This window comes from Nonomuraea gerenzanensis (assembly GCF_020215645.1).
In the GTDB taxonomy this organism is placed as follows: Bacteria; Actinomycetota; Actinomycetes; order Streptosporangiales; family Streptosporangiaceae; genus Nonomuraea; species Nonomuraea gerenzanensis.
This window is the reverse complement of record NZ_CP084058.1, coordinates 8461682-8486803: the sequence shown is the minus strand read 5'-3', so window position 1 is coordinate 8486803 and position 25122 is coordinate 8461682. Positions and strand designations below refer to the sequence as shown.

Below are 25122 nucleotides of genomic sequence, written 5' to 3'. Positions count from 1 at the left end.
ATCGCGCGGCGCAGCGCACGCGGCCCAGCACGCGCCGCCCAGCGCACGCGGCCCAGCACGCGCCGCCCAGCACGTGCCCGCCCGCGGCCGAATCAGTGGTGATCGCCCGACGACACGTCGAGGTCGCGAGGCGTGAGCCACCACACCGCCACCGTGCCCACCGCCAACACCAGCGCCGCCACCCCGCTGGTCAGCACGAGGGAGTCGGTGAACGCAGCCGTCGCCTGCTCGACGAGCCGCCCACCAGCCGCCCCCGACTCCTTCGCCACATCCAGCGCTCCGCCCAACGACTCCCGCGCAACCTCAGCCCCCGGCCCCGAATACACCACATCACCCCGGTACACGGCGGCCGCGACGCTGCCGAGGACGGCCACGCCGAGTGCCCCGCCCAGCTCGTAGCTGGTCTCCTCGATGGCGGCCGCGCTGCCCGACTTGGCCGGTGGCGAGCCGGACATGATGGCGGCGGAGGCGATCGCCAGCGACCCGTTCCCGAGCCCGATGAGCGTCAGCGCGACGGCGACCGGCCAGTACCCCAGCGGGCTGGGCGCCACGAACAGCAGCAGGAACGCCAGCCCCGTCAGAGCCAGCCCCCCGGCCAGCACCACCCGGGCGCCGACCCGCGCCGCCAGCGACGGGGCCAGGGGCGAGGCGACGACGGCGGCCAGTGCGGCGGGCAGCAGGCGCACGCCCGTCTCCAGCGGGCCGTACCCCTGCACGAGCTGCATCCACTGCGCGAGCAGCAGCAGCACCGCCGCCATCGCGATGGAGGTGATCAGCGCCGTCAGCACCCCAGCCGAGAAGGGCGGGCTGCGGAACAGCCGGAGCTCCAGCAGCGGATCCGTCCTGCGCAGACACCGCACCGCGAACCAGCCCAGCGCCACCACCGCCACCACGGCCGCCACCAGGGCGCCGGGGGAGGTGAGCCCGTACTTGCCGAAGTTCTTGATCGCGTAGACCAGGGCCACCATGCCCGTCATCGACAGCAGCGTGGCCAGGGCGTCCCAGCGGCCGGGCGACGGGTTCCTGGACTCGGGCAGCAGGAACAGGCCGAAGCCGATCGCCAGGACCATGACGGGCACGTTCACCAGGAACGCGGCGTGCCAGCTGAAGTGCTCCAGCAGCACCCCGGCCACGACGGGCCCCAGGGCGGCGCCGACCGCGGCCATCGCCGACCACACGCCGAGGGCCTTGGCGCGTTCGCCGGGGTCGGCGAACAGGTTCCGGATCATGGACAGGGTGGACGGCATGATCATCGCGCCGCCGACCCCGAGCAGCGCCCGTACGGCGATCACCTCCAGCGGGCTGTCGGCCGTCAGCACGGCCAGCGAGGCCAGCCCGAACACCGCGAACCCCGTCATCAGCATCCGCTTGCGACCCCACCGATCGCCCAGCGCGCTGACCGTGACCAGCAGTCCGGACAGGACCAGCGCGTACGCGTCCACCATCCACAGCAGCTCGATCGACTCGGGCCGCAGATCCGCCGAGATGGCGGGCAGGGCGACGTTCAGCACGGTCATGTCCATGACCACCAGCAGCACGCTCGCCGACAGGACCGCCAGGCCCGCCCACCGCCTGCGTGCCGAGACGGGCGGCGTGGTGATCGTCATCGTTCCCCCTGCTGAGGTGCGGCGCCGTGCTGGAACGTGCCGATGAGCAGCTCAGGGACGTCCCGGCGGGCGACGTCGCCGTTGCGCAGGCTTTCCCGTACGGCCACGAGCAGGCCGAAGACCACGTTGCTGATCCAGCGGGCCGGCGGGCCGGGCCGCAGCAGGCCCGCGCGTTGAGCGGCGGCGTAGAAGGCGACCTCCCGCTCCTCCAGCTCGTCGGCCCGCCGCTTCAGCTCCGGATGGGTCGCCAGACGGTCGTCCGTCAGGCCGAACCCGTACTCGTCGGCCACCTCGATCAGCCCCACCAGCAGCGCGTCCATGGCCCGCTCCAGCGCCGCGCGGTCGCCGGACGCGGTCGCGGCCACGATGCCGCTGCTCAGCTGGAGACGTTCCCACTGGTCGTGGGCGCGGTGGGCGAGGGCCAGCATCAGGTCGTCGCGGTTGCTGAAGTGGCGGTGCAGGGTGGCCCTGCTGATCCCGGCAGCCTCGGCGAGCTGCGCCATGGAGGCGGTGGGGCTCTCGTTGAGGTGCTGGATCGCCAGCTTCATGATCTGGTCACGCGTCGCTGCCATATGCACACCTGCGTATCATTTGAGACATCTATGTCTCATATCGTACGCGAACGTCGCGGTGTGCGTCACTCGCGTTCCGAGTGCGCCGGGGCGGGACCGAGCACGGCTCGGCAGACGCCTCTCGCTCTGCCGTGATGGCGATGGAGTCGCAGGTGGGGCTATGGTTCGGAGCTGTGGTGATCGGTGACGCGCGTACGCGCATCCTGGACGCGGCCGAAGAGCTCTTCGCGGGTGGCGGTTACGAGGCCACCCCGACCGCGGTCATCGCGAAGTTCGCGAAAGTCCCCAAGGAACTCGTCTTCGACTACTTCCCGCGTAAGATCGACGTGCTGGTCGCCCTCGTGAACGAGCGCACGCACGTCGAAGAGGACACCCAGGTCGACGCGGTGCCCGGCGATCCGGCCGGCACCCTCTCCCGGCTGGCGCGCGTGCTGCCGCTGCGCGCCTCGCCGGCGATGCGGCGCATCCTGTTCCGCGAGGCCGACACGCACGGCTCCGTCAAGGAACGCCTCGGACGGCTCAACGGCGAGCTGGTCAGGCGCGCCAGGTTCGCCCTGGGGCTGGCTCTGCCGGGGGCGCGCGGGGACGCGGCCCGGCTGGAGGTGGCGGCGGCCACGTTCGCCGCAGTCCTGATCTACCAGGAGAACCTCTGCCAGCTAACGGGCCACCAGATCGACCCCGACGCCGTCGCGGAACTCATCGCTCACTCGCTCGTCTAGCAGCTCGTCCAGCGCCGTGCGCAGGTGCTCCAGCAGGCCCCACACGTCGTCCGCCCGCTCGGGGCAGGCCACGATGCCGAAGTCGAGCATGCCGTCGTAGGAGAAGCAGGTGATGTTCAGGCCGCCGCTCATGTCGGTCAGGACGGACAGCGGATAGTACGACAGCACCCGGCCGCCGCACAGGTACAGCGGGAACTGCGGGCCCGGCACGTTGCTGACGATGAGGTTGATCGGCGGGCACGCCATGCCCGCCAGCCGGAAGATCGCCGGGGTCACGAGGGTCGTGACCGGCGCGGGCAGCAGCGAGCACAGCTCGTTCAGCCACGTCGCCGGCGCCAGCGCGAAGCGCCGCTTGGCCCTGCCCATGGCGGTGCCCACGGCCTGCAGGCGTTCCCTCGGGTCGGGGAGGTTCGTGGGCATGGGGGCGACCATGGCCGAGATCTGGTTGCCCATCAGGTCCTGCGCCTTCGCCCTGCGGACCGCCACGGGCACGGCCACCACCAGCGGCGCCTCGGGGAGCGCGTTCCGCTCGCGCAGCCAGGAGCGCAGGGCGGAGGTGCACAGGGTCATGACGACGTCGTTCACGCTCATGCCGTTGGCCTTGGCGACCTTCTTGACGTCCTTGAGCGGGAGCGAGCCGAACGAGAGGTGGCGGCGGGCGCTGATCGGGCCGTTGAGCGGGGTGCGGGGGACGACCAAGGCGGGCAGGTCGGGGCGGCGGTGCTGGTCGCGTGCCACCATGCGGGCGGCTTTGGCCACCAGGTTGGCGCCGGGGATGGCTCCTATCACGGGGATGGCGTCGAGGTCGCCTGCGGCTTTCACGGCCGATTGGATGGCGCGGACGGGGTGGGTGGCGGTGCGGAGGGCGGCGCCGGTCAGCATGCCGATGAGGGTGGGGGCGTCGTGGGTGCGGGGGTGGGCTGGGGCGAGGTCGTGGGAGGTGGTGGCGGGGTCGGTGTCACGTGAGCCCGACGGCTCGGTCGCACGCGTGTGGGCCGGGTCGGGGCCGTGTATGCGGGCCGAGCCGGCACCAGCGGCTTGCGCGGGGGACCCGTTCCTGGCTGTCGGGCGGCACCTCCTCGACGTCAGGTGCCCGTCCGGGGTCAGGTCGAGCAGCGTGGCGAGGGTCTCGGCGCCCGAGACCCCGTCGATCGCGGCATGGTGCACCTTCGTGTAGACGGCCACCTTCCCATCGCCCAGCCCATGGATCAGGTGCATCTCCCACAGCGGATGCGCCCGGTCGAGCCGGCGGGCGTGGACCTGGGCGACGGCTTCGGCGAGCTGCCAGTCGTCCCCGGGCAGGGGCAGGGTGAGCTCGAAGAGGTGGTTGTCGATGTCGAAGTGGGGGTCGGCCGCCCAGTAGGGGTGGTCGAGGCCGAGCGGCACCTCGGCCAGGCGCAGGCTGAGCGCGGGGGAGAGGTGGACGCGGTCGAGGAGGAGCTCTGCCAGGGCCCTTCTGGTGACCGCGCCGTCCGCCGAGTCGAGGATCGCCAGCCCGGCCACGTGTGCGGCGGTCGTCGGCGTCTCGACATTGAGGAACTGGGCGTCGAGTGCGGTCAACTGGCGCATCGGCTCTCCTTTTCCCGGGTGCGGACAGCATCACATCACGGGATTTCTGGAAGGTTTCTGCGCGAGTCTTTCAGATGAATTCGCGTGGGTCGTACGCACGGTAAAGAAATGGCCAGCTCAGCCCGGATCGGTGACAATTGCCTATCCATTGACGACGTGAATGGGATGTTGCACGACCGCGTCGAAGTGGTATCCGAACGGGTGACGCGGCGTGGTGAGCGGCTGTGTGGCGCCGGTCTCGTCGGTGGCGCGCGCCATCAGCATGCGCGTGCCCGTACGTTGCGGAGCCCACGCGACGTGCCACGGCAACCAGGCCTTGACCAGGTGCTGTCCGTGATGCTCGGCCGGTCGCCAGTGAAGCCCGCCGTCGAAGCTGACTTCCACCCGGACGATCCTGCCCCGCCCGGACCAGGACCTGCCGCGCAGGATGTGCGGGCGACCGACGGGCAGGCGGGCATTCCAGGGCAGCTCGAAAGCGCTCTTGACCGGCTGCGTCGTGACGTCCCGATAAAAGACCGTGTTCCACGCCGTGAAGAGCGGCTGCGTGGCGACTTCCAGCTCGCCGAGCCATTTGATCGACGCGATTCCCACCCATCCCGGCACCACCAGGCGTGCCGGAAATCCATGGTCGGGCGGCAGCGGAACGCCGTTCATTTCATACGCGACGAGCACGTCGTCCATGGCCTTGCCGACGGGCAGCGGCCGGCGTACGTGACCATGCTCCTCGAACGGCGCGTCGAGCCCGACGGGCAGCACGTCCACCGCCTCCGGCCGCACTCCGGCCTGGCTGAGCAGGTACTTCAGCGGCACCCCGCGCCACCGCGCCACCCCGATCGCGCCCAGCCCCCACTGGGTGCCCGGAGCGCCGTCGTGCTGCTGCGTCCGGTAGAAGCGCCGCCCGTTGCCCGCGCATTCGATCGCCACGTCGTACGTGCGCGACGGCATGGCGCGCAACTCCTCGTAGCTGAACTCGCGCGGACATCGCACGCCTTCCCCGTGGATGCTCAGCCGCCAGGTGGTGACGTCGATGAGCGGGGTGAAGGTGTGGTTCCGGACGAAGAACCGGTCGTTCGGCGTGTGGTAGCCGAGACCCGCCATGGCTTCCCAGCGCGTCTCGGCGCTGTTGCCGTGGACCCTGAACAGGTGGTCGGGCAGCGGCTTGACGATCGCCGCGACGGCTTGCTTCATGGAGCATCACCTCGTAGTACCTATTTCCTACCAGGAAACCATTTAATCTCCTCGTGGCTCCTGCGCGCGCCCTCATTGCCAAAATCTGTCTCGGCGCTGCGGGAACGTTCCATTGGCGCTTGTCCTAGCCCTACCCGGGGCCGGGCCCGCCTCAACACCGGTGCGGCTGCCACGGGCCTGCGCGGAGCAGCCGTCTGTGCCACCTGTCGCCGGTTCGAGGGGGTTCCGGTAGCAATCGCGGATAATCCAACGAACCTATCTATGACCTGCAGTTATTCGCCTTTCTGGGACGGTTAACGATCTTTGCCGCTACGGTTCGTACTGGTTGTAGTGCTTCCGTGGAGGTTGATGGGGTTGGCGACCCAGTTCTTCTCCTATGAGCATCCGCGGCGCGTTTGGGGCTTGCCGTCCAGCTGTGCACGTTACCGTGGCTGGGTTTCGTTCCCCATGGCATCTGGGCGGTGCCGCAGGCGACGGTGCTTCGGCTGGCGAACCAGTTGGCGGTGTATCCGGGGATGCTGGAGCAGTACGGGCGGCGGGCGCAGACCCGCAGTGATCATCTGAAGCTGGTGCTGAAGTATCTGGACTGGAAACCGGTTCCGACCAGGGGCGAGACGCTGAAAGAGCTGGAACAGTTCCTGCTGGACCGGGCGATGGAGCACGACTCACCGTCGCTGCTGTTTCATCAGGCGGCGGAGTTCCTGATCAGCGCGCGCATGGTGCGGCCGGGCGTGGTCACGCTGATGGAGATGGTCGCGACCGCTCGGACCGGCGCGGGCGCGTTGACGTCGGAGAGGGTTGATCATTTGCTGGCCAGGCCGATGCGGGCGGATCTGGACCGGCTGCTGGTGCACGATCCGGAGATCGGGGCGACCCGGCTGGCGTGGCTGACGACGCCGGCGGTGGAGGCGACACCGGCGTCGATCAAGCTGGCGATCGACAAGCTGATGTACCTGCGCGCGTTGGACGCGCATCTGCTGGATCTGTCGATGCTGCCACGGCGCTGTCCGTGTCGGGGAAGGTGTGGTAGGGCCCCTCACTCCCGCCCAGGCCCAGCTGTTCAAGGACTGCGACGTCGCAATGCCGCCAAAGTCCGCCGGTTGTTGGCCAGCTGCGGATACCGCGCCACGCTGCCGTCGCCGTTGCGTCGCTGCGTCTTCCGCAGATACATGCCCGCATCATCCGGCACATAGCACAGCTTGCGCAGCTGAATCGCTAACAGTCGTGTGCCCACATTTTCGCGCTCAGACAGTTATCCACAGCCCCATCAGCCAGCACCAACACCAGACGATCAAGCTTCATGTGCCCACAAACCGCGGAACTCGGGTTGCACTGGTTCCGCCGACTGCGCATCCGCTGGGAGATCCGCGACGACATCCACGAAGCCTTTCTCAGCCTGGCCTGCGGCCTCATCTGCTGGCTCCGACTGGCCAACTCTGACTCCGTCAGGAACCCTTCCGAGTCCGTTGCGAGCTCGGTCAGGCCACGATGGCCGGATAGGGACTCCTCATCGCGCCAAAGTAGGCCTCGGGCGCTCCTTCGATGTGCTCGGGCAGTTCGTCCATGAAGGCGTGCAGCAGTGGGGTCGCGTTGTGCCGGTCGAGGTCCTCCTGCGAACGCCAGACCTCATAGAGGAAGAATCGGCCGTCCTCCTGCTCGTGGAGGTGGTATTGAAGGTTGCCCTCGTGCCCTCGAGACGGCTCGACGAGGTCCATCAGGAGTTTCCTGAGCTCGTCGGCGTGTCCGGGCTTGGGGGTCAGGAATCCGTAGAGCGAAACGGGCGCTGGCGCAGTCGAAGTCGTCGTCATGTGATCAACGTTAGGATGTGACATAGATGTCAGATTCAAGCCGCCGCCCTATGAGGTGGGTCACATGAAGATCGGGGAGTTGTCCCGCGAAACAGGCGTGGCCGTACGTCTCCTCCGCTACTACGAGGCCCAGGGGCTGCTCACCTCCCACCGCAGCGAAGGCGGCCACCGCCATTACGATCCCGAGGCCCCTGCCACCGTCGCCCGCATCCGTACCCTGCTCGCCGCAGGGCTTCCTACCAAGGTCATCCGCGAGCTCATGCCCTGCTTCGTCGGCAACGGCACCGAGCTCCAGGCCTGCGTTCTCGACCACCTCAGAACCCAGTACGCCGAGTTGGACTCCCGCATAGCCGACCTCACCCGAGCCCGCACCGCTCTGGGTGACATCCTCGAAGCCTCCGCCCGAGCACTCACCCACGTCTAAACCGGCCGTCACGCGTCGCAAAGCCGTGACCGAGCCTGCACCAAACAGCGGTGATCAGCGTGGCCCAGTGGTGGAAGGGACTGCCGCATCAGCAGGCCGCCGCGCACCTCCAGCCACGCAGCGGGGTGTAGGCGCCTTGGCAGATCACCCGGGAGGTGTCGGGGTCGTAGAAGAAGGTCAGGAGGATCCCGGTGACAAGCAGCACGATCAGGCTGTGGATCGCGATCTGGCCGAACAGGAACGACCAGTGGTCGGTCCGGCCGCCCGGCCGTGCCGGCAGACCCTCGAGCAGGCCCCTCATGCGTGGGCCTGTGGCCGCGGCCGGTTCGGGGATGTCACCGCCGAAGGCGCGGCGAAGGGTTTCCATCGTCGATGTCATGCCGCCCATCGTGGGATTTCGCGGCCGTGCGGATCAACGAGGGATCGCGTCATGGTCCGGTAAGCCTGGCTTACCGGCGGGGGCCGCCTCGTGCTCCGTCAGCCCCTTGCTCCGTCAGCCCTTGAGACTCCCGAGGTCATGGGCTACCCGTGCGAGGGACCTGATGAGTTCGTTGTCGGTGTCGCCGCTGCGCCACACCATGGCGTACGGCAGTGCGCCCACGTCCTTGACGGGCAGATAGGCGATGCCCGGCCGTACCCAGTAGCGGGTCACGTGGGCGGGGAAAAGGGTGACGATCTCCGCCATGCTGGTCCGGATGAGGGCGTCCTCCGCGTCTTGGACGACAGGGCCACGTTCGATCATGCGACCGCGGCGGGTCTGGCGTGGCGCGTAGGAGTCGTACCAGTAGCCAGGCACGGCGCTGCTGTCGGGGTGCTGGAAGTCGGCGACCATCTCCAGCGAGACCGACGTCCGCCGAGCGAGCTCGTGGTCCGCGGAGACGGCCAGCACCCGGTGGTCGGTGAACAGGACCGGGCCCACCGTGAGGTCGGGCTCCTCCACCGGCAGCCAGGCGACCATGACGTCGATGTCTCCGCGGCGCAGCGGGGCGAAGGTCTCCCCGAAGCGGACGCTCTGGATGTGCAGCCGCCACTGCGGATGGCGGGCACGGAAGGCGTCCCAATAGGGGCGCAGGTCGTGGGCGTTGACGGGAAGCATGCCGACGCGGAGCACACCGGTGACGCCTTGGGCGGCCAGTCGGGCGCGCCGCATGCTGTCCTTGAGCCCGGCGTACAGGGGGAGGAGTTCGTCTCTGAGCTGCTCGCCGATCCGCGTCAGCCGTACGCTGCGGCTGGTCCGGTAGAACAGTTCGGCGCCGATCTTCCGTTCCTGCTGCTTGATCACCTGGCTGACCCGCGCGTGCGTGAGGTGCAGCCGCGCGGCCCTCCCTGCCAAAATGGACAGAGGTAGCAAATAGGCATGAAACTCTGTGCTGAGGGTGGGGAAGGAGACATCCCTTCGTGGGAGCAAGCAAGCCGGATCCGGAGGTTCCTGATCCTCAGGTGCGTGAACGAGGGCGTCCGCGTTCCTACTCCGCCGCTTACAAGGCCCGGATCCTGGAGGAGTACGACCGTCTGGACAAGGCGGGCAAGGGCGCGTTGCTGCGCCGGGAGGGCCTGTACTCGTCGCTGATCTCCAGCTGGCGCACCGCGCGGGATCACGGTGCGGAGCAGGCGCTGGCCCGTCCGGTCGGACGGCCGAAGGCCGACCCGCGTGACAAGGAGATCGACAAGCTGCAGGCGGAGGTCGAGCGGCTGCGTGCCGAGCTTGGCCAGACCCGTCAGGTGATCGAGGTGCAGGGAAAGCTCTTCGCGCTGCTGGATCAGCTCGCCACCAGCAGCGAGACACCGCCGGGCCGGGGCGAGCAGTGACCGAGACCTTCCAGGCTGCCCAGGCCGAGGCGATCGAGGAACTGGTGCCGCTGCTGGGGCGGCGCAACGCCTGCACGGCGGCCGGGGTGTCGCAGGCGACCTGGTATCGCCACCACCGCCAGAGCCCGGCTCCGGTGCGGCCCGCCCGGCCGCGCAAGCCGCACCCGGCCGCATTGTCGCCGGCCGAGCGCGACCAGGTCCGCGCGGTGCTGAACGAGCGCTTTGCCGACGCCTCCCCGGCCACCGCCTACTACAGCCTGCTCGACGAGGGCGTGTATCTGGCGTCGGAGTCGACCATGTACCGCATCCTGCGCCAGCACGGCGAGGTGGGCACCGACCGGCGCCGGCAGGCGACCCATCCGCCCCGGGCGGTGTCCGAGCTGGTCGCCGACGCCCCCAACCAGGTCTGGGCCTGGGACATCACCAAGCTGCGCGGCCCGGACAAGGGCGTCTGGTACTGCCTCTACACCATCATCGATCTGTTCAGCCGCTACGTCGTCGGCTGGATGGTCGCCTCCCGCGAATCGGCTGACCTGGCCCGACACCTCATCGAAGCGACCGCACGCAAGCACGGCATCGACGCAGGCACCCTCACCCTGCACGCTGACCGCGGCAGCTCGATGACCTCCAAGACCCTCGCCGAACTCCTCATCGACCTGGGCGTGGCCAAGTCTCATTCCCGGCCTCGGACCTCCAACGACAACCCGCACGTCGAAGCGAGCTTCAAGACACTGAAGTACTGCCCCATCTTCCCCGGCCGGTTCGGCTCCATCGAACACGCCCGCGTCTTCTGCCAGGAGTTCTACGCCTGGTACAACCATGATCACTTCCACTCCGGGATCGGCTACCACCACCCCGTCGACGTGCACTACGGCCGCGCCGCCGCCAGCACGCCACCCCATCTCGAAAGAAACAGCACATCCTGACCCGCCACACCCTGGTCAGCCTGACGAAGCACGTCACGAACGTCGCCGCCCGCATCACGCCCGGCGAGATCGAAGAATTCCCCTAGGCCGCCCGCGCTCTGGTGACCAGCTCAGCCTGTGGAACCGCTTCGCCATCTGGACGCAGCGGCCCAGCGCCCGCCATGTCGCGGACCTGGAAACCTGGCGCCACGAGCACCTCTGCGAGCCGGCGCCCGACGCCGTGCCGCTCGCCGTCGTCTCCCGGACGGCCCGCTGACGCACGTCTACGACCGAGCCGACGTGCGCTCTCTCATCGCCTGCCAGGCCTGCCCGGCTGAGGCCGGCGAGGAGTGCGAGCCCACGTGCCCAGCCCTGTCATTCGGCGTCCAGGACCCGGCCGAGGTCGACCAGGATGAGGTGATGACCTTGGTCCTGGCCCTGCTGCGTGGTACCGCGCAGCCCGGCTGACACCCGGTTCGCCGCCGGTCCGGCCCCGCCCGTACGGCGGGGCCGTCTTCATCTCGCCTGCGGAGAGCAGCACATGATCCTTACCCACGCTCAGATCGATGACGCCCGCATCCTGACCTGCCAGATCGCCAACCTGCTCGGCGGCTATGCCCTCGACCTCCACGACGGACATGGCGGCTTCTGGATCCGCCGCGGCACCCGAGAGCTCGCCCTGCGCCATGGCCGCACGCCCCGGCCGGGTCGAGTTCGCCGGATGCTATCCCGGTGACTACTCCCGGGTCACCTGGTGGGCCTGCCGCTACAGCATCACCTGCGCCGCAGCCCGCGGCGCCCAGGCGATCGCCGCCGACATCAGCCGGCGCCTGCTGCCCGACTACCACGCCGAACTGGACAAGGTGCTGCGGGCGATCGCCGATCATCTGACCGCCCTGGACGAGCAGGCCGCCACCGCCGCGGCGGTGGCGGCCGCCATTCCCGGCGCCCGCAGCCGGCTGTTCGGCAGCGACCCGCCGGGTCCGCACCTCCTACGAGCCGGGCGGCAAGGTCTCCGCGGACTTCCGGATCACTGACAGCTCCAGCCGGCTGACCGTGATCGACCTCCAGGTGCACAGCCGCGAGCACGCCCGCCGCGTCGCCGAGCTGGTCGCCGAGCTCGCCGCCGAACCCAGCACCCCCGAGCGCACATGAGCGCCGGCGCCACGACACCCGACACCTTCGCGCAGAAAGGCGGAACCCATGATTCATCGCACGCTGGCCCTGCACGGCACCGCCATGACCATCATCGTCGGCGCCACCGCGCCGGCCGCGGACGCGCCGGCCGCGGACGCGCCGGCCGCGGACGCGGCGGCCGCGCACGCGGCGGCCATCACCCAGCAGGCCCGCGCGGCCGCCGCGGTCACCGTCGCCAAGCACCAGCTTGGCGACCCCTACCGGTACAAGGCGGCCGGGCCCGCCGCCTTCGACTGCTCCGGGCTTCCCGCGAGTGCCGGGGACCTTGACCCGCGCCCGGCCAGGACGCAGACGAGGTGACGGCATCGGCAGGCCTGCCCGGCGGTAACTGCCCGGACAGGCCCGTTCTGGTGTCCGACTACGACGGCGGGCAGGTCTTCTTTCCCGACTTGTAGCCGGCGGCGTAGCCAACGTCGTAGGCCTCGTCGTCGGAATATCTTCCGGTCTGGCGGGGCGGGCCGCATTTCGCCCCCGCCTCGAATCCGTCCGCGTAACCGTCTACGCAGAACGGCTTCTCGTCCTTGTGAATCTTCCTGCAAATGGGTGGCACGGCATTCGAGGCAGTCGCGGCGTGAGTCTCGCCGGAGCTGACAGGTGTTGAGATGGCTGAGGCGTGCGAGATGCCGATCGACCCGAAGACCAGGGTGGTGATCAGTGGACTGGTGATGAGCAGATGGTTTGGGTGCATCCTCGTTCCTTCCTCATGAAGGCAGCCGGTTCCCGATGGACGTCGGGACGGCACCCTGGATGGCCTGGTAGGGCGACCCCTCACGAAGGCGAACCTGGAGTTCTGCTTGCCACACCCTCTCGGATGAGGGTGTTGTGCCGGTGGGCTGCCGATTTTCTGTCCCGGCTCGTCGGCGCTGCCTCCGACCGCGTACCGCCGTGGGGCGACGCGTTCTACCAGGGTATTTCGGCTCAGCCGCCAGTCCAGGCGGTTGACTTTGATATTCAGCACGCTTTGCCTGCTGGTGTGGGTCGGTGAGGCGCTCGGCTGCGTCGGGGCGGGCCACGACGAGGGAGACGGCCTGCCGGATCCCCGGACTCTGACTCGTATGGCAGGTTTTGGGTGTTCATCTGCTTGATGAGAGTTTTGTCTGAAGTGGCTAGCCGGTGAAACCGGCTCGTGTCCAGCACCAACATCGCGTGGCGCGACTGCGTACCCCCAGCGAGCCGATATTGCGCACGTGCGCACACGCATCAGGTAGCCCGAGAAACAACTGCCCTGGCCAGGGTCAAGGCTTGGCGGCAGTGGGCCGGCCCTGCCCTTGCCGGGGTATGGGAGCCGGCAGCCCCCGATTGCACGCAAAGACGATCAGTCGGGGGCTGGCGCGATGCACGTTCGGGAGCTCATCAATCTGCCGACACCGGACTTCTCCTTCGATCCGAGCGTGCCCGGGGCGTGCGTCACCGGAGTGCGTCCGTATCGCAAGGGAACCTTCCGGCTGAACTACGAGCAGACGTCCGGCCGGTTCATCGTCCACAACTACGGTCACGGTGGCGCCGGCATCTCGTTGAGCTGGGGTTGCGCGGCCAAGGTGAAGGACATGGTCCGGCAGTTCCTGACCACCTCCCCTCAGACAGAGGCCGCGGTGCTCGGCGCCGGCGTCATGGGCCTGACCGCCGCCACGATGCTGCTCGACCTGGGGCTCAAGATCAGGATTTTCTCTGACCGCAAGCTGACGGACACCACGTCGTTCAAGGCAGGCGGCCAGTGGGCGGTGTCCGTCGTCGAGACGGCCATGAACCAGCAGGATCTCAAGGCGATCATCAAAACGTCCTACACCACCTTCAAGGACAGCATCGGCAAGGGCTTCGGCGTCTGCGAGAGGCCCAACTACTGCCCCAAGCCGGCTGACGGCCTGGAGATGGTGCTGAACCTCCTTCCCGGCCTGCTGCCGGCTCGCCGGCGGCTGGACCGCCTGCCGTTCCAGAACCACACCCAGCTCGGATTCCTGTACCAGACGCTGCTGATCGAGCCGCCCATCTTCCTGCCGCGGCTGAAGAGCGATCTGGAGGCGCGCGGCGTCACCTTCGTGGACAAGAAGTTCGCCTCCAAGGCCGACATCTTCGCGACGGTGCCGCAAAAGATCATCATCAACTGTACGGGGATGGGCGCCAAGAAGCTGTGGAACGACACCGAGATGGTCGGAGTCAGAGGCTACCTCGCGATGCTGCCGGCGCAGCCGGCCCTGCAGTACCTCTACAGCCGCAACGGCTACCTGTTCCCGCGCTCCGACCACGTCGTCATCGGCGGCACCACCGACCGGGGCAAGGAGGACGAGGACCTCAACCCCGCCAAGTGCAAGGAACTGGTGGACGTCATCGCCGCCGCGTTCGGTCAGCTGGCACCCGTGCCGATGCCCATCGATCACATCGACCACCCGCGCAACAGGCGGCTGGTCGACCCCAGGCTCTCCGTCTCCGACTGACCGATCCCCGCCCCGGCGGGCCTGCACTGGAGCGTCATCGTGGCTTTCACCGTCGCCGACTACGTGCTCAAACGGCTGACCCAGCAGGGGGTCGACACGCTGTTCGGCGTGCCCGCCGCCTACTGCGCCGGGCTGTTCGACGCGGCCGGCCGTAACGGCGTCAAGCCGGTCGTCACGGCGAGCGACCTCGAGGCCGGCTACGCGGCCGACGGCTACGCCCGGACCAGAGGGCTCGCCGCGGTAGCCGTCGCCAACGGCGCGGGCACGCTCAGCATGCTCAACGCCATCGCCGGCGCCTTCGTCGAGCGCAGCCCGGTCGTCGTCGTCAACGGCGGCCCCAACGCGGCCAACCTCGCCAACCTGACGGACTTCGACGTCCTGTTCTCGCACTCGACCGGGCAGCCTGACCACGACCTGAGCACCTACAAGCTGGTCACCGCGAGCGCGGCGCGCGCCGCGACGGCCGCCGCGGTGCCGGGCGCGGTCGACGCCGCGATCGCCACCGCGCTCAAACGCAAGCGACCCGTCTACATCGAGATCAACCGGGACATCTGGACGGCGACCTGCCCGGCCCCGTCCGGATCCCTGCCGGTCACCGAACCGCCTGCGGGTACCGAGGAGCAACTCGCCGGCACGATCGTCGGCCTGGTACGCGCCGCGACGTCGCCGTTGATCCTGGTCGGCATCGAGATCCAGCGCCACGGGCTCGCCGACAAGGTCGCCGACCTGATCGCCAAGCTCGGTGTGCGCTGGTCGGTCCAGTTGCCGGCCAAGGGAGTGCTGCCCGAGCAGGGCGGCGGCTGGGCCGGCGTCTACGCCCCGCCGCACTCGCTGCCGGCCGCGAACGCCGTCGCGCAGGCCGACCTGCTGGTGATGCTCGGCTGTGTGTTTCCCAGCAGCTACGCCACGCTCGTCCGTACCGGCACCAACCGCATCATCACCGCCTACGACGGCAAGGTGAAAATCAAGACCGCCGCCAAGCAGAACGCGCAGCTCGGCGCGCTGATCACCGCACTCGTCACCGAGGCCGCCAAGGCGGCGCCGCGACCGCTACCGGCCGCCGTCGACCCGGTCACGCCCACGGCCGCGGGCCCGCTGACCTACCGCCAGGTGTTCGAGCGCATCGGCGCCGCGCTCGACCCGTCCTGGCTGGTCATTCCCGACACGTTCCTCGGCGTGCACTCCGCCGCTCACCTACCGGTCAAGGGCCGCGACGGTTTCCTGTGCGGGGCCGTGTGGGCCTCGATCGGACACTCGGTGGCGGCGGCGGTCGGGGCGTCGTTCGGCTCGACCCGGCGCCCGCTGGTCATCTGCGGCGACGGTGGTTTCCACATGACCGCCCAAGCGCTGTCCACCATGGTCCGCTACGCACGCAACCCGGTCGTGGTCGTGATCGACAATGGCATCTACGCCTTCGAGCAGTTCCTGCTCGACGCCGACTACTTCAGCGATCCCACCACCCAGCCCAAGCCGTACGTCGTGCTCAACCGCTGGGACTTCGTCAAGTTCGCCAACGGGCTCGGCGTGCAGGCCGCCCAATCCGTCACCACCACGGCGGCCCTCGACCAAGCGCTCGCCACGGCGAAGGCGTCCAGCGCGCCGGTGCTGATCGTGGCCAAGGTGAATCCGCGTGACCTGCCCGCTGAGCTCGGCTGAACCACGCCACACTGCCCCGGGCAGGTCTGCGAGAGGAGGACGCGCAACCCGGGGTGCGCTGTCGCAGGTCTGGGAGGTCTAACTAATAACCCTTGAGTTGCTTGAGGCCCTGTAAGCCTCCTCAACCCCTGGATCAACGAGCTGGTCGATGCCGCCGATGAGAAGATGCTCACCAAGACCATCGCCCGCTACAGCCGCGTCGAGCTGCTGTGTCTTGACGAGCTGGGCCACATGGAGCTGGACCGGCGTGGTGCCGAACTGCTCTTCCAAGTGATCACCGAACGGGACGAGCGAGACTTCCATCGCGATCGCTTCAAATGAGTCGTTTTCGAAAGCGCACATGTTCGCGTGAACGTGTGTGAGGTGGTGTCGAAGTCTCACATGTTGCACCGCGCGGAGGGCTCAGCGGGTCTTGTGGTGGCGTCGTTTCGCTTGGGGCCGCGATCGCACGTCGGGCAGGGTCCACGGGGGCTGTCCATGACGGAGGTGACCGGCGAAGAGCGTGCCGATCCTCCTGGGCATGAAGCTGGCGGCATGGATAGCGGCAGGGGTGAGTTCAATGCCGTCCCCAAAGCATCCGTTGGGTGCTGGAATGCCGAATCGCCAACCGCGACGGCGGTGTGAGTCGTCGTGGCCCCTTCTGGTTGCTCACCTTTGATTTTCCATGGGCAAGGCGGCCATCGTCGACGTGGTCGGCGAGGTAGATCATGACGCCTTCGGGGTTCATGTCGAAGGCTGCGGCGACGAGTTTGGCATCCATGGTGTTGACCAGATCGATCAGGCGGGTGGAGCGGATCGTCCGTGGCGAGATGCCGGCCGGGTCCAGGACGTGGCTGACAGGGGCGACGGAGGCCGAGTTCCTGCCCGCTTTGGTGCCCTTGGTGACCATCAGATGCGGGTTGCCGGTACGCAGGTTCTCCCAGTGGGCCAGACACCGCTGCACGGCGGTCCAGCTGGCCGGGTCCAGGGGCACCGGATGGGGGCGTTTCCCGAGACGGGCCGGCCCAGTCGATGTCGTCCAGGCGCAGGTGGCGGACCTCGCTGCTGGAGGCGCCGTGCAGCAGGGCGAGGACGCCCAGCAGAGCCTCGTGCGGGTGGACAGCCGGGTCGGTGATCCATCTCCGGAAGAGGCGTCGCTGCTGGTCGAGGGTGAGGGGCTGGCCGATGAAGCCCTTGGCCGCCTTTGCCGGCAGTTCGCCGGTGGGATCGATCAGGATCATCTTGTGGGTCTTGGCGAAGCGGAAGAACTGCCGGGCGATCTGCAGCCGCCGGGGCCGGTTCTTGGGCTGGGCGGCCAGGAACGCCACGATGTCGTGCACGTCGACCAGGGCCCAGTCCTGCTTGCCGCGCGCGCAGACGTGCTCGGCCAGATCGCGCAGGGTGGACAGTTTGATGTCGAGTGTGACGTCGGCGCGGGGCAGCGTCCCGGCCCTGCGGGCGCGCTCGCGGGAGCGCAGCAGGAAGGTGTTGAAGACCTCCGCCGCAGGCCGCAGCGACTCGAGGACGGCGTCGATCCGGCGGCGACGGCGTCCGGCGGCCAGCCGTTCGGCGTGATCGGTGGCCAGCGCCGGCCCGCGTTCGACGAAGAAGACCTCTAGTCCCCGGGCCAAGGGCCCCATTGAGCGGCCGGACAGCCGGGCCCGTTCCAGCAAGGCTTGGGGGTGGTTGGGGTGCTCGTCGCCCAGCAGCCGTCCCAACCGGCCGATCAGAACGCAGGCTCGGGCCGGAGAGTGACCGGCGGCCAGGTGGCCGATGAGCTCGCCCAGCCAGGCAGGCGGGGCAGTCAGCCCAGCGATGAGGTGCTGGCCGGCGACGAAGGCCCGTTCGGGGCGGCGCTGCCAGCAGGCCGAGCACAGGCCGTGACCGGCATGCGGGCGCAGCTGACCGCAGTCGTCGCAGACGCGCGGCGGTTGCGTGGCCACGAAGGTGCGGTGAACGGCGTAGCTTTCAGCCCGGACGGCCAATGGCTGGCCAGTGGCGGCGCGGACGACACCGTGCGCTTCTGGCAGGTCTCGGGTGGCGAGGCCCCTGTGGAATTTACCGCGGATTCGGCACCACGGTCGAGAGCATCTCCTTCAGCCCCGGGTCTCGTCGCCGTCTTTTCGTGCCTTGGCCAGGTACTCGGCGTAGCGGGTGGGCACGAACGAGGTCGGCGCCCCCTCGGGCACCTTGCGTCCGCCGCTCTCATTGAGCCGCTTCAAGAGGGCCACCGCCTCCATCAGCTCTGCGGTGCCGGTCCCGCCCTGGAAGTCGATCGCCGCCAGCACCTGTGGGGTGAACTGGCGCAGGTAGGTGTAGGAGGCATGCAGGGCCGACAGGCGGCCGTGGTCGCGGGGAGCTTCTTCCAGCCCTCGGAGACGACCTCGCGCAGCTTGCTCATCCCGATCGTGTTGCGCAGCAGCCCGCCGATCTGCTCGTCCGGGATGGACGGGTCGGCGAGCACCGGCAAGATCACATCCAGCAGCAGCTGACGGGCCTCACCAACCTTCGCCCGCTCGATCAGTGCCTCGTCCGTCTTGGACTTGGCTCGTGACTCCGCCCGGGCCGATAAAGGCGACGTCGGCCGGCGTCAGGGTGAAGTACCGGATCAGATCCTCGCGGCCGATGTCCGGATAGGACCGCAGCCGCTCCAATTGGTCCTCGGAGAACATCCGGGTCGACATCGACCACCCCCACACCGCAACCGGCCAGGACAGCACGAACCGTAACGGAAGTGATCAACAAACGGAACCTGCCCGCATCAGTGCAGGTCGGCGAAATTCGACCAAAATTTCCACGGGACTACAGGGAGGCCGGCAAGCGGGGCGTGTGGACAGCCGGCGCCGCTCGGTCAGCCCAAGCGGACGAGTGTGCGGGACATCGCGGCGCGAGACAGCGACCCTTATTGTTGGATGTCGATCAAACATTGAGGGAGCTGAGCATGCGCATCGTGCGGATCGACCACTTCGGCGGCCCTGACGTCTTGACCTTGGCAGAGGCGACGGCACCTCGCATCGGGGACGGCCAGGTGCTGGTACGCGTCATCGCCTCCGCCATCAACCCCGTGGACGACAAGACGCGTGAAGGGGCCATCGGTGAAGGCACCCCGCCTCTGCCGATGATCATGGGCTGGGAACTGGCGGGCATCGTCGTCGACAGCGGCACCAGCGAACTGCCCGTGGGTGAAAGAGTCTTCGGGCTGTCTCACCAGCTTGACACCGGCAGAGGGACCTGGGCCGATCTGGTAGCCGTGCCGGCCGGCGCTCTCGCCGTCGCACCCTCGGCCATCAGCCTGGTGGAAGCGGCGACGCTGCCACTGCCCGGGCTCACCGCCGCACAAACGCTGGACTGGCTGGACATCGGCGCAGGAGAACGCTTGCTGGTGGCAGGAGCGGCCGGCGCCGTAGGCGGCCTGGCCGTCCAACTCGCCCGGGCGCGTGGTGCGCGGGTCGACGCGCTGGTGTCCAGGCCGGCCCAGGTTGACGTGGTCCAGGAACTCGGAGCCGAATGGGCCACGACCGACCGCGCGGCTCTGCCCGCAGCCGCCTATGACGCCGTTTTCGACACCTTCGGCGCGTTCGTTACCGACGCTGTCGTCGACGAAGGCCGCTACGCCTCCATCGCCACCCAGGCCGGACCCGTTCCCGATCTCTCCCACCGCGCGGTTCGCACCACGGTCCACCAAGTACGCGAGGACGGTGCGGGGCTCGCCGAACTGGCCAAGATCGTGGATGCGGGCCAGGTGAAGGTGCGGCTCGACTCCGAATACAGCCTGCGAGACGTGCGTGAAGCACACGAGCGCTTCCGTCGCGGCCAGTTGACAGGAAAGATCGCTCTCGTTTTCTGACCGACGGGGCGTGGCTTCGGCTGTGCCGGCCAAGGTGCGGGCTCATCCAGAGCGGCCCGCGGGAACTCCGCGCTGAACTCCGCGCGGACCCGCTCCACCTCCGGCATGGCCGCGGCCAGCGCGGGTTCGAGGATCGGCTGGAGGAGCAGATGCGTGACCAGCGGGCGGATCAGGAGCTGGATGAGGAGCGGGAGGGGCGGTGGGCGCGTACGTGCGCTCGCAGCGCCCCGCCCGAGGACTGCCACGGAACCGAGGCGCTCCTGGCGCGGCGCCGTGGCCATCTGCTGAGGCTGGCGCGCCTGGACGCATTCGACCGTTCCACCTCAACCACACCCTGCAGAGGCTGATCGGGACCGGAGACGTCACCACGCGAAGATCACGGTTCAGATCGTCATCGACCATCAAGACGGCAGCCGGCCCGCCGTCTGTCGGGCCGGCACCTCCAGCGCGACGGTCTCACCCCCGACCAAGCCGGCCTGCGTCTGGCCGAGGCCCACCAGTTCACGGCTACCATCAAGCAGTACCTGCTCACCGCCCAGGCACAGATGGCCGCCGAAGCCGCTCGCGCCTGCCCATCTTGCGGAAACGACCGCGTCCGCAAGGACACCCGGAAGATCGTGCTGTATACCTTGTCCGCCACGTCCCCTGCAGGCCACCGCGGTGCGCCGGCGCGTCGAACGCACCGCGACCCGGCTGGAGGACGAACTTCTCTTGGTGATCACCTCTCTGGTGAGCACGAGGCTGCCAGGCCCCCTGTCAGCGCTTGTACGCGGCGGCGACCTCGACCTCGACAAGCCAGCCCGCGACCGGGAGATTGGCGATTTCGATCGTCACGCGGGCCGGGCGGGCGCGGTTGACCTCCAAGGGCGGGGCGGGCGGCGCGGTGCCCAGCGGGACGGGGACGGGCTGACCCGAGGCCAGGTCCGTGTTGGCGAAGAACTGGCGGTAGGCGCGGTTCCAGCCGGCGAAGTCGGCCGCCGTGGCGCCCGGGGGCTTCTCCAGGTACGCGCGCATGGAGACGACATCCTCAAGAGCCAGCCCAGCCGCGGCGAGGTTGGCCTTGATGCGCTTGAGCGTGTTGATGGCCTGGGCCTCGGTGACCGTGACGCCCGGGGGCAGGGCGCCGCCGGGGAAGTCGACGTAGCGCTCGGGAGAGTCGGCGGGGGCCGCGGGATTGGCCGCAGCCGGGCCCAGGCCGCTGGCGGTGTACGTGGCGACCTGCTTCCCGAGCGCCACGCCGTCGGCGATCGCGGGATTGGTGCTGCCCGCCGGAAGGAAGGGCTTGATCTCGTGGGGATGGGGTGACCAGCCGGCGGTGGCGGCGGCCGTACCCGTGCCCAGGAGGAGGACGGTGGCCGCGGCGAGGCTGACAGTGGTGCGGATCTTCATGCGACGGCGTCCTCTCAGGCGGCGCTCAGCGCGCGCTGGTGCAGCTCGGTGACGACCTTGCGGGCGGATTCCAGGGCGCCCGACTGCCAGGCGATCATGTGGCTCAGCCAGTCGCCCGCGAAGTACACGCGGCCGGCGGGCTTGTTGAGCAGTTGGTAGGCGCCCTGGCGCGACGGCCAGCTCACCCATGCGCCCTCGATGTGCGGCTGGAGGTTCCAGGCGACGGACACCGACGAGGCCAGCTCGTCGCGGTACTTCGCGCCGTGGATCCGCATCCCCTGCTCGACCGCGCGGCGCTCGCGATCGGCGTGCTTGAGCGCGGCGTACCCGTCGGCCTGAGCTCCGAAGTTGTAGTAGCCGACGACCAAACCACGGGCCGCGCCGTACCCGTAGGAGGGGTACCAGATGGTGGCGAGGTCGAGGTCGGTGCTGGTGATGCCGCCGTAGATGTCCTCGTCGATCTCCCACCAGCGGCGGCGGTACTCCAGCCCGATCTTGCCCGCGTTGGCGACGGTCGGAGTGGACAGGGCGGCCTGGATCTCCGCGCCCAGGTTGTGCGGGGTTCTGGCGAGGAGGTGCGGGGGCATCGCCGCGACGCACAGGTCCGCCCTGATCATCTGGGTGCGGCCGTGGCGGTCCCGGTACTCCACCTCGACACCGTCCGGCAGGTCGGTGATCTTGGTGACCGTGGAGCGCAGCCGGATCCGTTGCCGCCCGATCTTGCCTGCGAGGGCTCGCGGGATCGCGTCCATGCCGCCGACCGGCTGGAACATCAGCATGGCCTGGTCGTAACCGAACTCGAACGAGAACCGCTGTCCGATGCCGCTCGCCAGCACCTCCGACAGCGAGGGCACCGGCCCGAGCACCGTTCCCGGCTGCTCGCCCGCGCCCGGGTTCACGCTGTAGCCGCGGCGGGAGCCCCCGGTGTACTTGAACCCGCTCGCCTTGTTGCCCACCGCCCCGAAGCCCGACAGGAAGGCGATCAGCCGCTCCTTGTCCTGCGTGGTCAGCGCGGCGTCCAACGCGCCCGCGTCGGTGGCGCGCGACAGCAGCTCGGAGACGTACCCGTAGACGTCGGCCTTGGCCGTACGCCAGCGGACGGGGGCCGGCATGTTCTGGTGATAGATGTAGGCCTGGGCGTTGGAGTTGGTGAAGACCTCCAGGTCCACGCCCAGTTCGCGGCAGTAGTCCATGGTCACCATCCACTGCGCCAGCCGCGCCGGGCCCGCGTTCAGGTAGACGCCGTCCCGGAACTGCGCGACCTGCGTGGAGCCGTCCAGCTCGGTCAGCCGGTCGCCGCCGCGGATGGTCCAGTTCCGCCCGCCCACCCGGTCGAGCGCCTCCAGGATCGTGCAGTCGTAACCCGCCTTGCCCAGCTCGTACGCCGTGGCGAGGCCGGCCATCCCCGCGCCGAGGATCACGACCTTCTTCGCGGACCGTCCGGTGAGCGAGAAGTCGGACGGCTGCGGCGGGTTGAAGGCGGTTTTCACGGACGCCTCGGCGGACGGCGCAAGCCCGAGCGCCCCCATGGTCGACAAGAGCGCTCCCGCGCCGCCGGATACCCCGACGGCGGACAGGAAGTCGCGTCTGCTGTACCCCAACATCCACCTCCATGGTCTCGTCGGAGGTGAGTCTCGGGGTGCCTTGTTGCCAACCCTTCGTCTCTGTGTTCCCAGTGGGTTTCGGGGCGATCATGGGAGATTTGAGGCGGATGTGAGCTCCGCCGGGCCGGACTCGCTTGGGGTCATCACCATCGGCAAGAAGGACCATTGAGGCATGGTTGTTGTCACCGATAAAGGCAAGGCACCTGTCACCCCGGCTCGCATCCGCAACACCCATGGATGATCCGCAAATGGAGCAAGCGCTGCACCGGGACGATCTCCTCGTGCTCCTTGACACGGCGCCCGGAGCCTGCAGAGCGGGCACCATCAAGGTCATGACCTGCACCGGAGCTCTGGTCGATCCGATCGCACAGTCACAGGTGGCTTCAAGCCTGCCTATGTGACCGCTACCGTGCTTCGGCTCAGCGAAGGAGGACCTCGCCAATCCGTCCGAAACACCTGCTACCGAAATCTACTTTGTAAAGGCGTCCGGAATGCACAATGATTCACTCTTCACCCATAGGGGAACGGGCTTCGCCCGTACGCTCCCAAGAAACAACCTCGCCCCAATCCCTTGGCCCAAGGCGTCACGGCGACCAGGATCGTAGGGACGAGCGCGGCCGAACGTTCAGCGTGTCGAGGCGCGGCCTTGCGTCACGGGTCGAGCGCTTCGGCCTGGAGCCCGAACAGCTCCGAGCACTCACTCGTGCCGTCGACCGTGATGCCGGACATTCGGAGGTTCTCCCATGAGGACGTTGTCGAGCAGCATCCGGTGCTCGGCAACCCTGTTCCCGTCTTCGGCGTAGGCACGGCACCCGTTCCCGACGTAGCCGAGCTTGCGCGACACCCGCTCCGAAGCTGTGTTGCCGTCCGTGGAGGAGTTGCGCGCCTCCAACGCGCCAGGCGGACGAAGGCCAGCTCCAGGACGGCGGCCCGGCGGCCCCCACGCTGAATCAGGCTGGGATCCGACCGCAGTCCGTCATGGCGATCTCCCAGGCAGAGGGGGTAGGGGCTGCATCGACCCCGCACCCACCGCGAGAACGTCAGCAACGATCAACGATCACAACAGAGCAGGGATGGATACGCTGCGACCTGTCCTTGGCCAGGTCGCAGCATCTGTCGGGGGTCTGTTACCGCGTTTCGATGCCCGGATTGAAGCCACGGCGTGCGTTCGACGGGCAGCTGGCGATACTGTTACTGGGCGGGGAAGTGACGCCCAGCCAGTTGCCGTACACAGTCGTGTCCGGCAGCCAGGGGATATCGCACCGCAATTTGGCCCGGAACTGTCCGGTACCTGAGCTGCAGGTCGCGTAGCTCGATAGATTAGTATTGTAGAAGTCGAAGCGGCAGTTCGTCGGTGCAGCCTGCGCGGGACTCGATCCGAGCAGGACGGATGCGGTGGCGGCAGTAGTGAAGAAAACTGACAGCTTCGCTGCGTGACTCTTCAAGAAAGCTCCTCTCATAAAAGCCTCTTGCCGGCAACACGGCGCTGCTTCATCAGACACCCTCAAAGGCGAGGCATGCGGACGTCGTTAGTGGGCGTTCAAGATGGGACGCTCTTCTCCGAGGTTCGTCGGAGTTTCTCCTGCGTTTGACTTGGTTGCGAGAAGTCGCGGCGGATTCGACAAGAGATGATTGCGTGAGGCGCGCGGACCTGTGATCCCACGTCCGCGATTCTTCCTCGTCGGCGGCCCACGATCAGAACACCAATCACCTCCCGGAGGCGCATCTCATCTTCTCCCGTGTAGACGATCGACCACTCACCGGCCACGTAGGCTAGGCGCGTCTTTCGTCACGTCGCGCCTCGCCGGTTTCACCATGAGCGCGGACGGGACAAAGGTAAATGGGATCGCCTTCAGAAATCTTTCGCCTTTCTTGAACGGCCATCGGTAATCGTGATTCGGCGGCTTTTGCCGCTGAACTTTGCCGGGTTTCGCGCCGACGGGGATGCACAGTGGAGCTTCGGCTGCTGGGCGCGTTCGAGTTGGTGGCCTGGGCCGCAGTCTCGGTCTTGGGCCGGCCCTCACCGCCTCCGGGCCCGTCTCAGGCCGCACGTCGGGCGAGGTGTTGCGGGCCTCGCGGCACAAGGACAGCCAGGTCAAACGCGGCGAAGTGATGGCCGCGCTGGAGGAGCTCAAGGCCGACAGGCAGCCGATCACCTTCCGCCGCGTCGCCCGGGGGTGTCGCCCTGGCTGGTCCATGCCGGGGGCGAGAACGTGGGCGGGGCTGCTCATCCAGAGCTTCCCCAACGAGCTCGACCAGGCGGACGCGGCACGGCTGGCCGGCCAGATCCGCTCGACGCGGCCCGCCTTCGAAGCGCTCGGCCGCGCCGACTGGTCCGCCAAGGTACGGAGCCGGTTACCGGCGAGGGCGAGATCGCCGCCAGCTCCGACGAGCTGAACCGGATGGTCGCGCGGACC

The 25122-nt window shown here is 68.5% G+C and carries 27 protein-coding genes and 3 pseudogenes; 17 read left to right on the top strand and 13 right to left on the bottom strand.

Going from position 1 to position 25122, the window contains the following annotated elements; all coding sequences use genetic code 11:
- Positions 1 to 92: 92 nt before the first annotated feature.
- Positions 93 to 1607 (bottom strand): MFS transporter, encoded by a 1515-nt coding sequence (locus LCN96_RS39500; RefSeq protein WP_225267522.1) that lies wholly within the window; start codon positions 1605 to 1607, stop codon positions 93 to 95.
- Positions 1604 to 2179 (bottom strand): TetR/AcrR family transcriptional regulator, encoded by a 576-nt coding sequence (locus LCN96_RS39495; protein WP_225267521.1) that lies wholly within the window; start codon positions 2177 to 2179, stop codon positions 1604 to 1606. The genes LCN96_RS39500 and LCN96_RS39495 overlap by 4 nt, the downstream gene beginning before the upstream one ends.
- A gap of 173 nt (positions 2180 to 2352) precedes the next feature.
- Between LCN96_RS39495 and LCN96_RS39490 the strand changes: the two genes are divergently transcribed.
- Complete coding sequence (locus tag LCN96_RS39490) at positions 2353 to 2898, top strand: TetR/AcrR family transcriptional regulator (protein ID WP_225267520.1); 546 nt, start codon at positions 2353 to 2355, stop codon at positions 2896 to 2898.
- On the opposite strand, the gene LCN96_RS39485 is transcribed toward LCN96_RS39490, so the two are convergent.
- Both LCN96_RS39485 and LCN96_RS39480 read right to left on the bottom strand, forming a co-directional pair.
- Positions 2836 to 4467: a wax ester/triacylglycerol synthase domain-containing protein gene (locus tag LCN96_RS39485; protein WP_225267519.1), complete on the bottom strand. Its 1632-nt coding sequence runs from the start codon at positions 4465 to 4467 to the stop codon at positions 2836 to 2838. The genes LCN96_RS39490 and LCN96_RS39485 overlap by 63 nt on opposite strands.
- Positions 4468 to 4608: 141 nt before the next feature.
- Positions 4609 to 5655 (bottom strand): sulfite oxidase, encoded by a 1047-nt coding sequence (locus LCN96_RS39480; RefSeq protein WP_225267518.1) that lies wholly within the window; start codon positions 5653 to 5655, stop codon positions 4609 to 4611.
- A 395-nt stretch (positions 5656 to 6050) separates the two neighbouring features.
- Here LCN96_RS39480 and LCN96_RS57670 point away from each other — a divergent pair.
- Positions 6051 to 6407 (top strand): annotated as a pseudogene (locus tag LCN96_RS57670) (DUF4158 domain-containing protein); the annotation flags it as partial.
- Positions 6408 to 7133: 726 nt separating this feature from the next.
- Here LCN96_RS57670 and LCN96_RS39465 read toward each other — a convergent pair.
- On the bottom strand, positions 7134 to 7463 hold the full coding sequence (locus LCN96_RS39465) for a putative quinol monooxygenase (RefSeq protein WP_225267516.1): 330 nt from the start codon (positions 7461 to 7463) through the stop codon (positions 7134 to 7136).
- Between the two features lie 64 nt (positions 7464 to 7527).
- Between LCN96_RS39465 and LCN96_RS39460 the strand changes: the two genes are divergently transcribed.
- On the top strand, positions 7528 to 7887 hold the full coding sequence (locus LCN96_RS39460; RefSeq protein WP_225267515.1) for a MerR family transcriptional regulator: 360 nt from the start codon (positions 7528 to 7530) through the stop codon (positions 7885 to 7887).
- Between the two features lie 88 nt (positions 7888 to 7975).
- Here the strand turns inward: LCN96_RS39460 and LCN96_RS39455 are convergent, their stop codons facing one another.
- Entirely contained in the window at positions 7976 to 8188 is a 213-nt protein-coding gene (locus LCN96_RS39455) for a hypothetical protein (RefSeq protein WP_225267514.1), read from the bottom strand.
- Positions 8189 to 8380: 192 nt separating this feature from the next.
- On the bottom strand, positions 8381 to 9220 hold the full coding sequence (locus LCN96_RS39450) for a LysR family transcriptional regulator (protein WP_225267513.1): 840 nt from the start codon (positions 9218 to 9220) through the stop codon (positions 8381 to 8383).
- A gap of 107 nt (positions 9221 to 9327) precedes the next feature.
- Here LCN96_RS39450 and LCN96_RS39445 point away from each other — a divergent pair, with 107 nt between their 5' ends.
- The 6 genes and pseudogenes from LCN96_RS39445 (at position 9328) to LCN96_RS39420 (ending at position 12098) form a co-directional block, all read left to right on the top strand.
- Positions 9328 to 9696, top strand: coding sequence for a hypothetical protein (locus tag LCN96_RS39445; RefSeq protein WP_225267512.1), 369 nt, complete (start codon positions 9328 to 9330; stop codon positions 9694 to 9696).
- Positions 9693 to 10583: pseudogene (locus LCN96_RS39440) on the top strand (IS3 family transposase); the annotation flags it as partial. The gene LCN96_RS39445 and the pseudogene LCN96_RS39440, both read left to right, overlap by 4 nt.
- A 318-nt stretch (positions 10584 to 10901) precedes the next feature.
- On the top strand, positions 10902 to 11069 hold the full coding sequence (locus LCN96_RS39435) for a hypothetical protein (protein WP_225267511.1): 168 nt from the start codon (positions 10902 to 10904) through the stop codon (positions 11067 to 11069).
- Between the two features lie 73 nt (positions 11070 to 11142).
- Positions 11143 to 11337, top strand: coding sequence for a hypothetical protein (locus LCN96_RS39430; protein WP_225267510.1), 195 nt, complete (start codon positions 11143 to 11145; stop codon positions 11335 to 11337).
- The gene (locus LCN96_RS39425; protein ID WP_225267509.1) at positions 11288 to 11638 is read left to right on the top strand and encodes a hypothetical protein; all 351 of its coding nucleotides are present in this window, start codon (positions 11288 to 11290) and stop codon (positions 11636 to 11638) included. The genes LCN96_RS39430 and LCN96_RS39425 overlap by 50 nt, the downstream gene beginning before the upstream one ends.
- A 166-nt stretch (positions 11639 to 11804) precedes the next feature.
- The gene (locus tag LCN96_RS39420; RefSeq protein ID WP_225267508.1) at positions 11805 to 12098 is read left to right on the top strand and encodes a hypothetical protein; all 294 of its coding nucleotides are present in this window, start codon (positions 11805 to 11807) and stop codon (positions 12096 to 12098) included.
- A gap of 58 nt (positions 12099 to 12156) precedes the next feature.
- Here LCN96_RS39420 and LCN96_RS39415 read toward each other — a convergent pair whose 3' ends face one another.
- Complete coding sequence (locus tag LCN96_RS39415; RefSeq protein WP_225267507.1) at positions 12157 to 12486, bottom strand: hypothetical protein; 330 nt, start codon at positions 12484 to 12486, stop codon at positions 12157 to 12159.
- A 646-nt stretch (positions 12487 to 13132) separates the two neighbouring features.
- Between LCN96_RS39415 and LCN96_RS39410 the strand changes: the two genes are divergently transcribed.
- The 3 genes from LCN96_RS39410 (at position 13133) to LCN96_RS39400 (ending at position 16207) form a co-directional block, all read left to right on the top strand.
- The gene (locus LCN96_RS39410) at positions 13133 to 14230 is read left to right on the top strand and encodes an FAD-binding oxidoreductase (RefSeq protein WP_225267506.1); all 1098 of its coding nucleotides are present in this window, start codon (positions 13133 to 13135) and stop codon (positions 14228 to 14230) included.
- 39 nt (positions 14231 to 14269) lie between these two features.
- Positions 14270 to 15886: a thiamine pyrophosphate-dependent enzyme gene (locus LCN96_RS39405; RefSeq protein ID WP_225267505.1), complete on the top strand. Its 1617-nt coding sequence runs from the start codon at positions 14270 to 14272 to the stop codon at positions 15884 to 15886.
- 132 nt (positions 15887 to 16018) lie between these two features.
- A complete protein-coding gene (locus tag LCN96_RS39400) occupies positions 16019 to 16207 on the top strand; it encodes an ATP-binding protein (RefSeq protein ID WP_449867118.1) in 189 nt (62 codons plus the stop codon).
- Between the two features lie 235 nt (positions 16208 to 16442).
- On the opposite strand, the gene LCN96_RS39395 is transcribed toward LCN96_RS39400, so the two are convergent.
- Entirely contained in the window at positions 16443 to 16859 is a 417-nt protein-coding gene (locus LCN96_RS39395) for a hypothetical protein (RefSeq protein ID WP_225267504.1), read from the bottom strand.
- Between the two features lie 82 nt (positions 16860 to 16941).
- On the opposite strand from LCN96_RS39395, the gene LCN96_RS39390 reads away from it, so the two are divergent.
- Together LCN96_RS39390 and LCN96_RS57535 are read left to right on the top strand one after the other, a co-directional pair.
- The gene (locus LCN96_RS39390) at positions 16942 to 17484 is read left to right on the top strand and encodes a hypothetical protein (protein ID WP_225267503.1); all 543 of its coding nucleotides are present in this window, start codon (positions 16942 to 16944) and stop codon (positions 17482 to 17484) included.
- A gap of 270 nt (positions 17485 to 17754) precedes the next feature.
- Positions 17755 to 17880, top strand: a pseudogene (locus LCN96_RS57535) (WD40 repeat domain-containing protein); the annotation flags it as partial.
- An 81-nt stretch (positions 17881 to 17961) separates the two neighbouring features.
- Here the strand turns inward: LCN96_RS57535 and LCN96_RS39380 are convergent.
- Entirely contained in the window at positions 17962 to 18153 is a 192-nt protein-coding gene (locus tag LCN96_RS39380; protein WP_225276284.1) for a hypothetical protein, read from the bottom strand.
- A gap of 36 nt (positions 18154 to 18189) precedes the next feature.
- Here LCN96_RS39380 and LCN96_RS39375 point away from each other — a divergent pair, with 36 nt between their 5' ends.
- Positions 18190 to 18357 (top strand): hypothetical protein, encoded by a 168-nt coding sequence (locus LCN96_RS39375; RefSeq protein ID WP_225276283.1) that lies wholly within the window; start codon positions 18190 to 18192, stop codon positions 18355 to 18357.
- A gap of 6 nt (positions 18358 to 18363) precedes the next feature.
- Here the strand turns inward: LCN96_RS39375 and LCN96_RS39370 are convergent, their stop codons facing one another.
- The gene (locus tag LCN96_RS39370) at positions 18364 to 18585 is read right to left on the bottom strand and encodes a DUF4158 domain-containing protein (RefSeq protein ID WP_225267502.1); all 222 of its coding nucleotides are present in this window, start codon (positions 18583 to 18585) and stop codon (positions 18364 to 18366) included.
- Between the two features lie 221 nt (positions 18586 to 18806).
- On the opposite strand from LCN96_RS39370, the gene LCN96_RS39365 reads away from it, so the two are divergent.
- Complete coding sequence (locus tag LCN96_RS39365) at positions 18807 to 19712, top strand: NADP-dependent oxidoreductase (protein ID WP_225267501.1); 906 nt, start codon at positions 18807 to 18809, stop codon at positions 19710 to 19712.
- A 756-nt stretch (positions 19713 to 20468) separates the two neighbouring features.
- On the opposite strand, the gene LCN96_RS39360 is transcribed toward LCN96_RS39365, so the two are convergent.
- Positions 20469 to 21101 carry a Rid family hydrolase gene (locus tag LCN96_RS39360; RefSeq protein ID WP_225267500.1) on the bottom strand — a complete coding sequence of 211 codons (633 nt, stop codon included), beginning with the start codon at positions 21099 to 21101 and terminating at the stop codon, positions 20469 to 20471.
- A gap of 14 nt (positions 21102 to 21115) precedes the next feature.
- Complete coding sequence (locus tag LCN96_RS39355) at positions 21116 to 22705, bottom strand: flavin monoamine oxidase family protein (RefSeq protein WP_225267499.1); 1590 nt, start codon at positions 22703 to 22705, stop codon at positions 21116 to 21118.
- Between the two features lie 2061 nt (positions 22706 to 24766).
- Between LCN96_RS39355 and LCN96_RS39350 the strand changes: the two genes are divergently transcribed.
- Positions 24767 to 25102 (top strand): hypothetical protein, encoded by a 336-nt coding sequence (locus LCN96_RS39350; RefSeq protein ID WP_225267498.1) that lies wholly within the window; start codon positions 24767 to 24769, stop codon positions 25100 to 25102.
- Positions 25103 to 25122 lie beyond the last annotated feature (20 nt).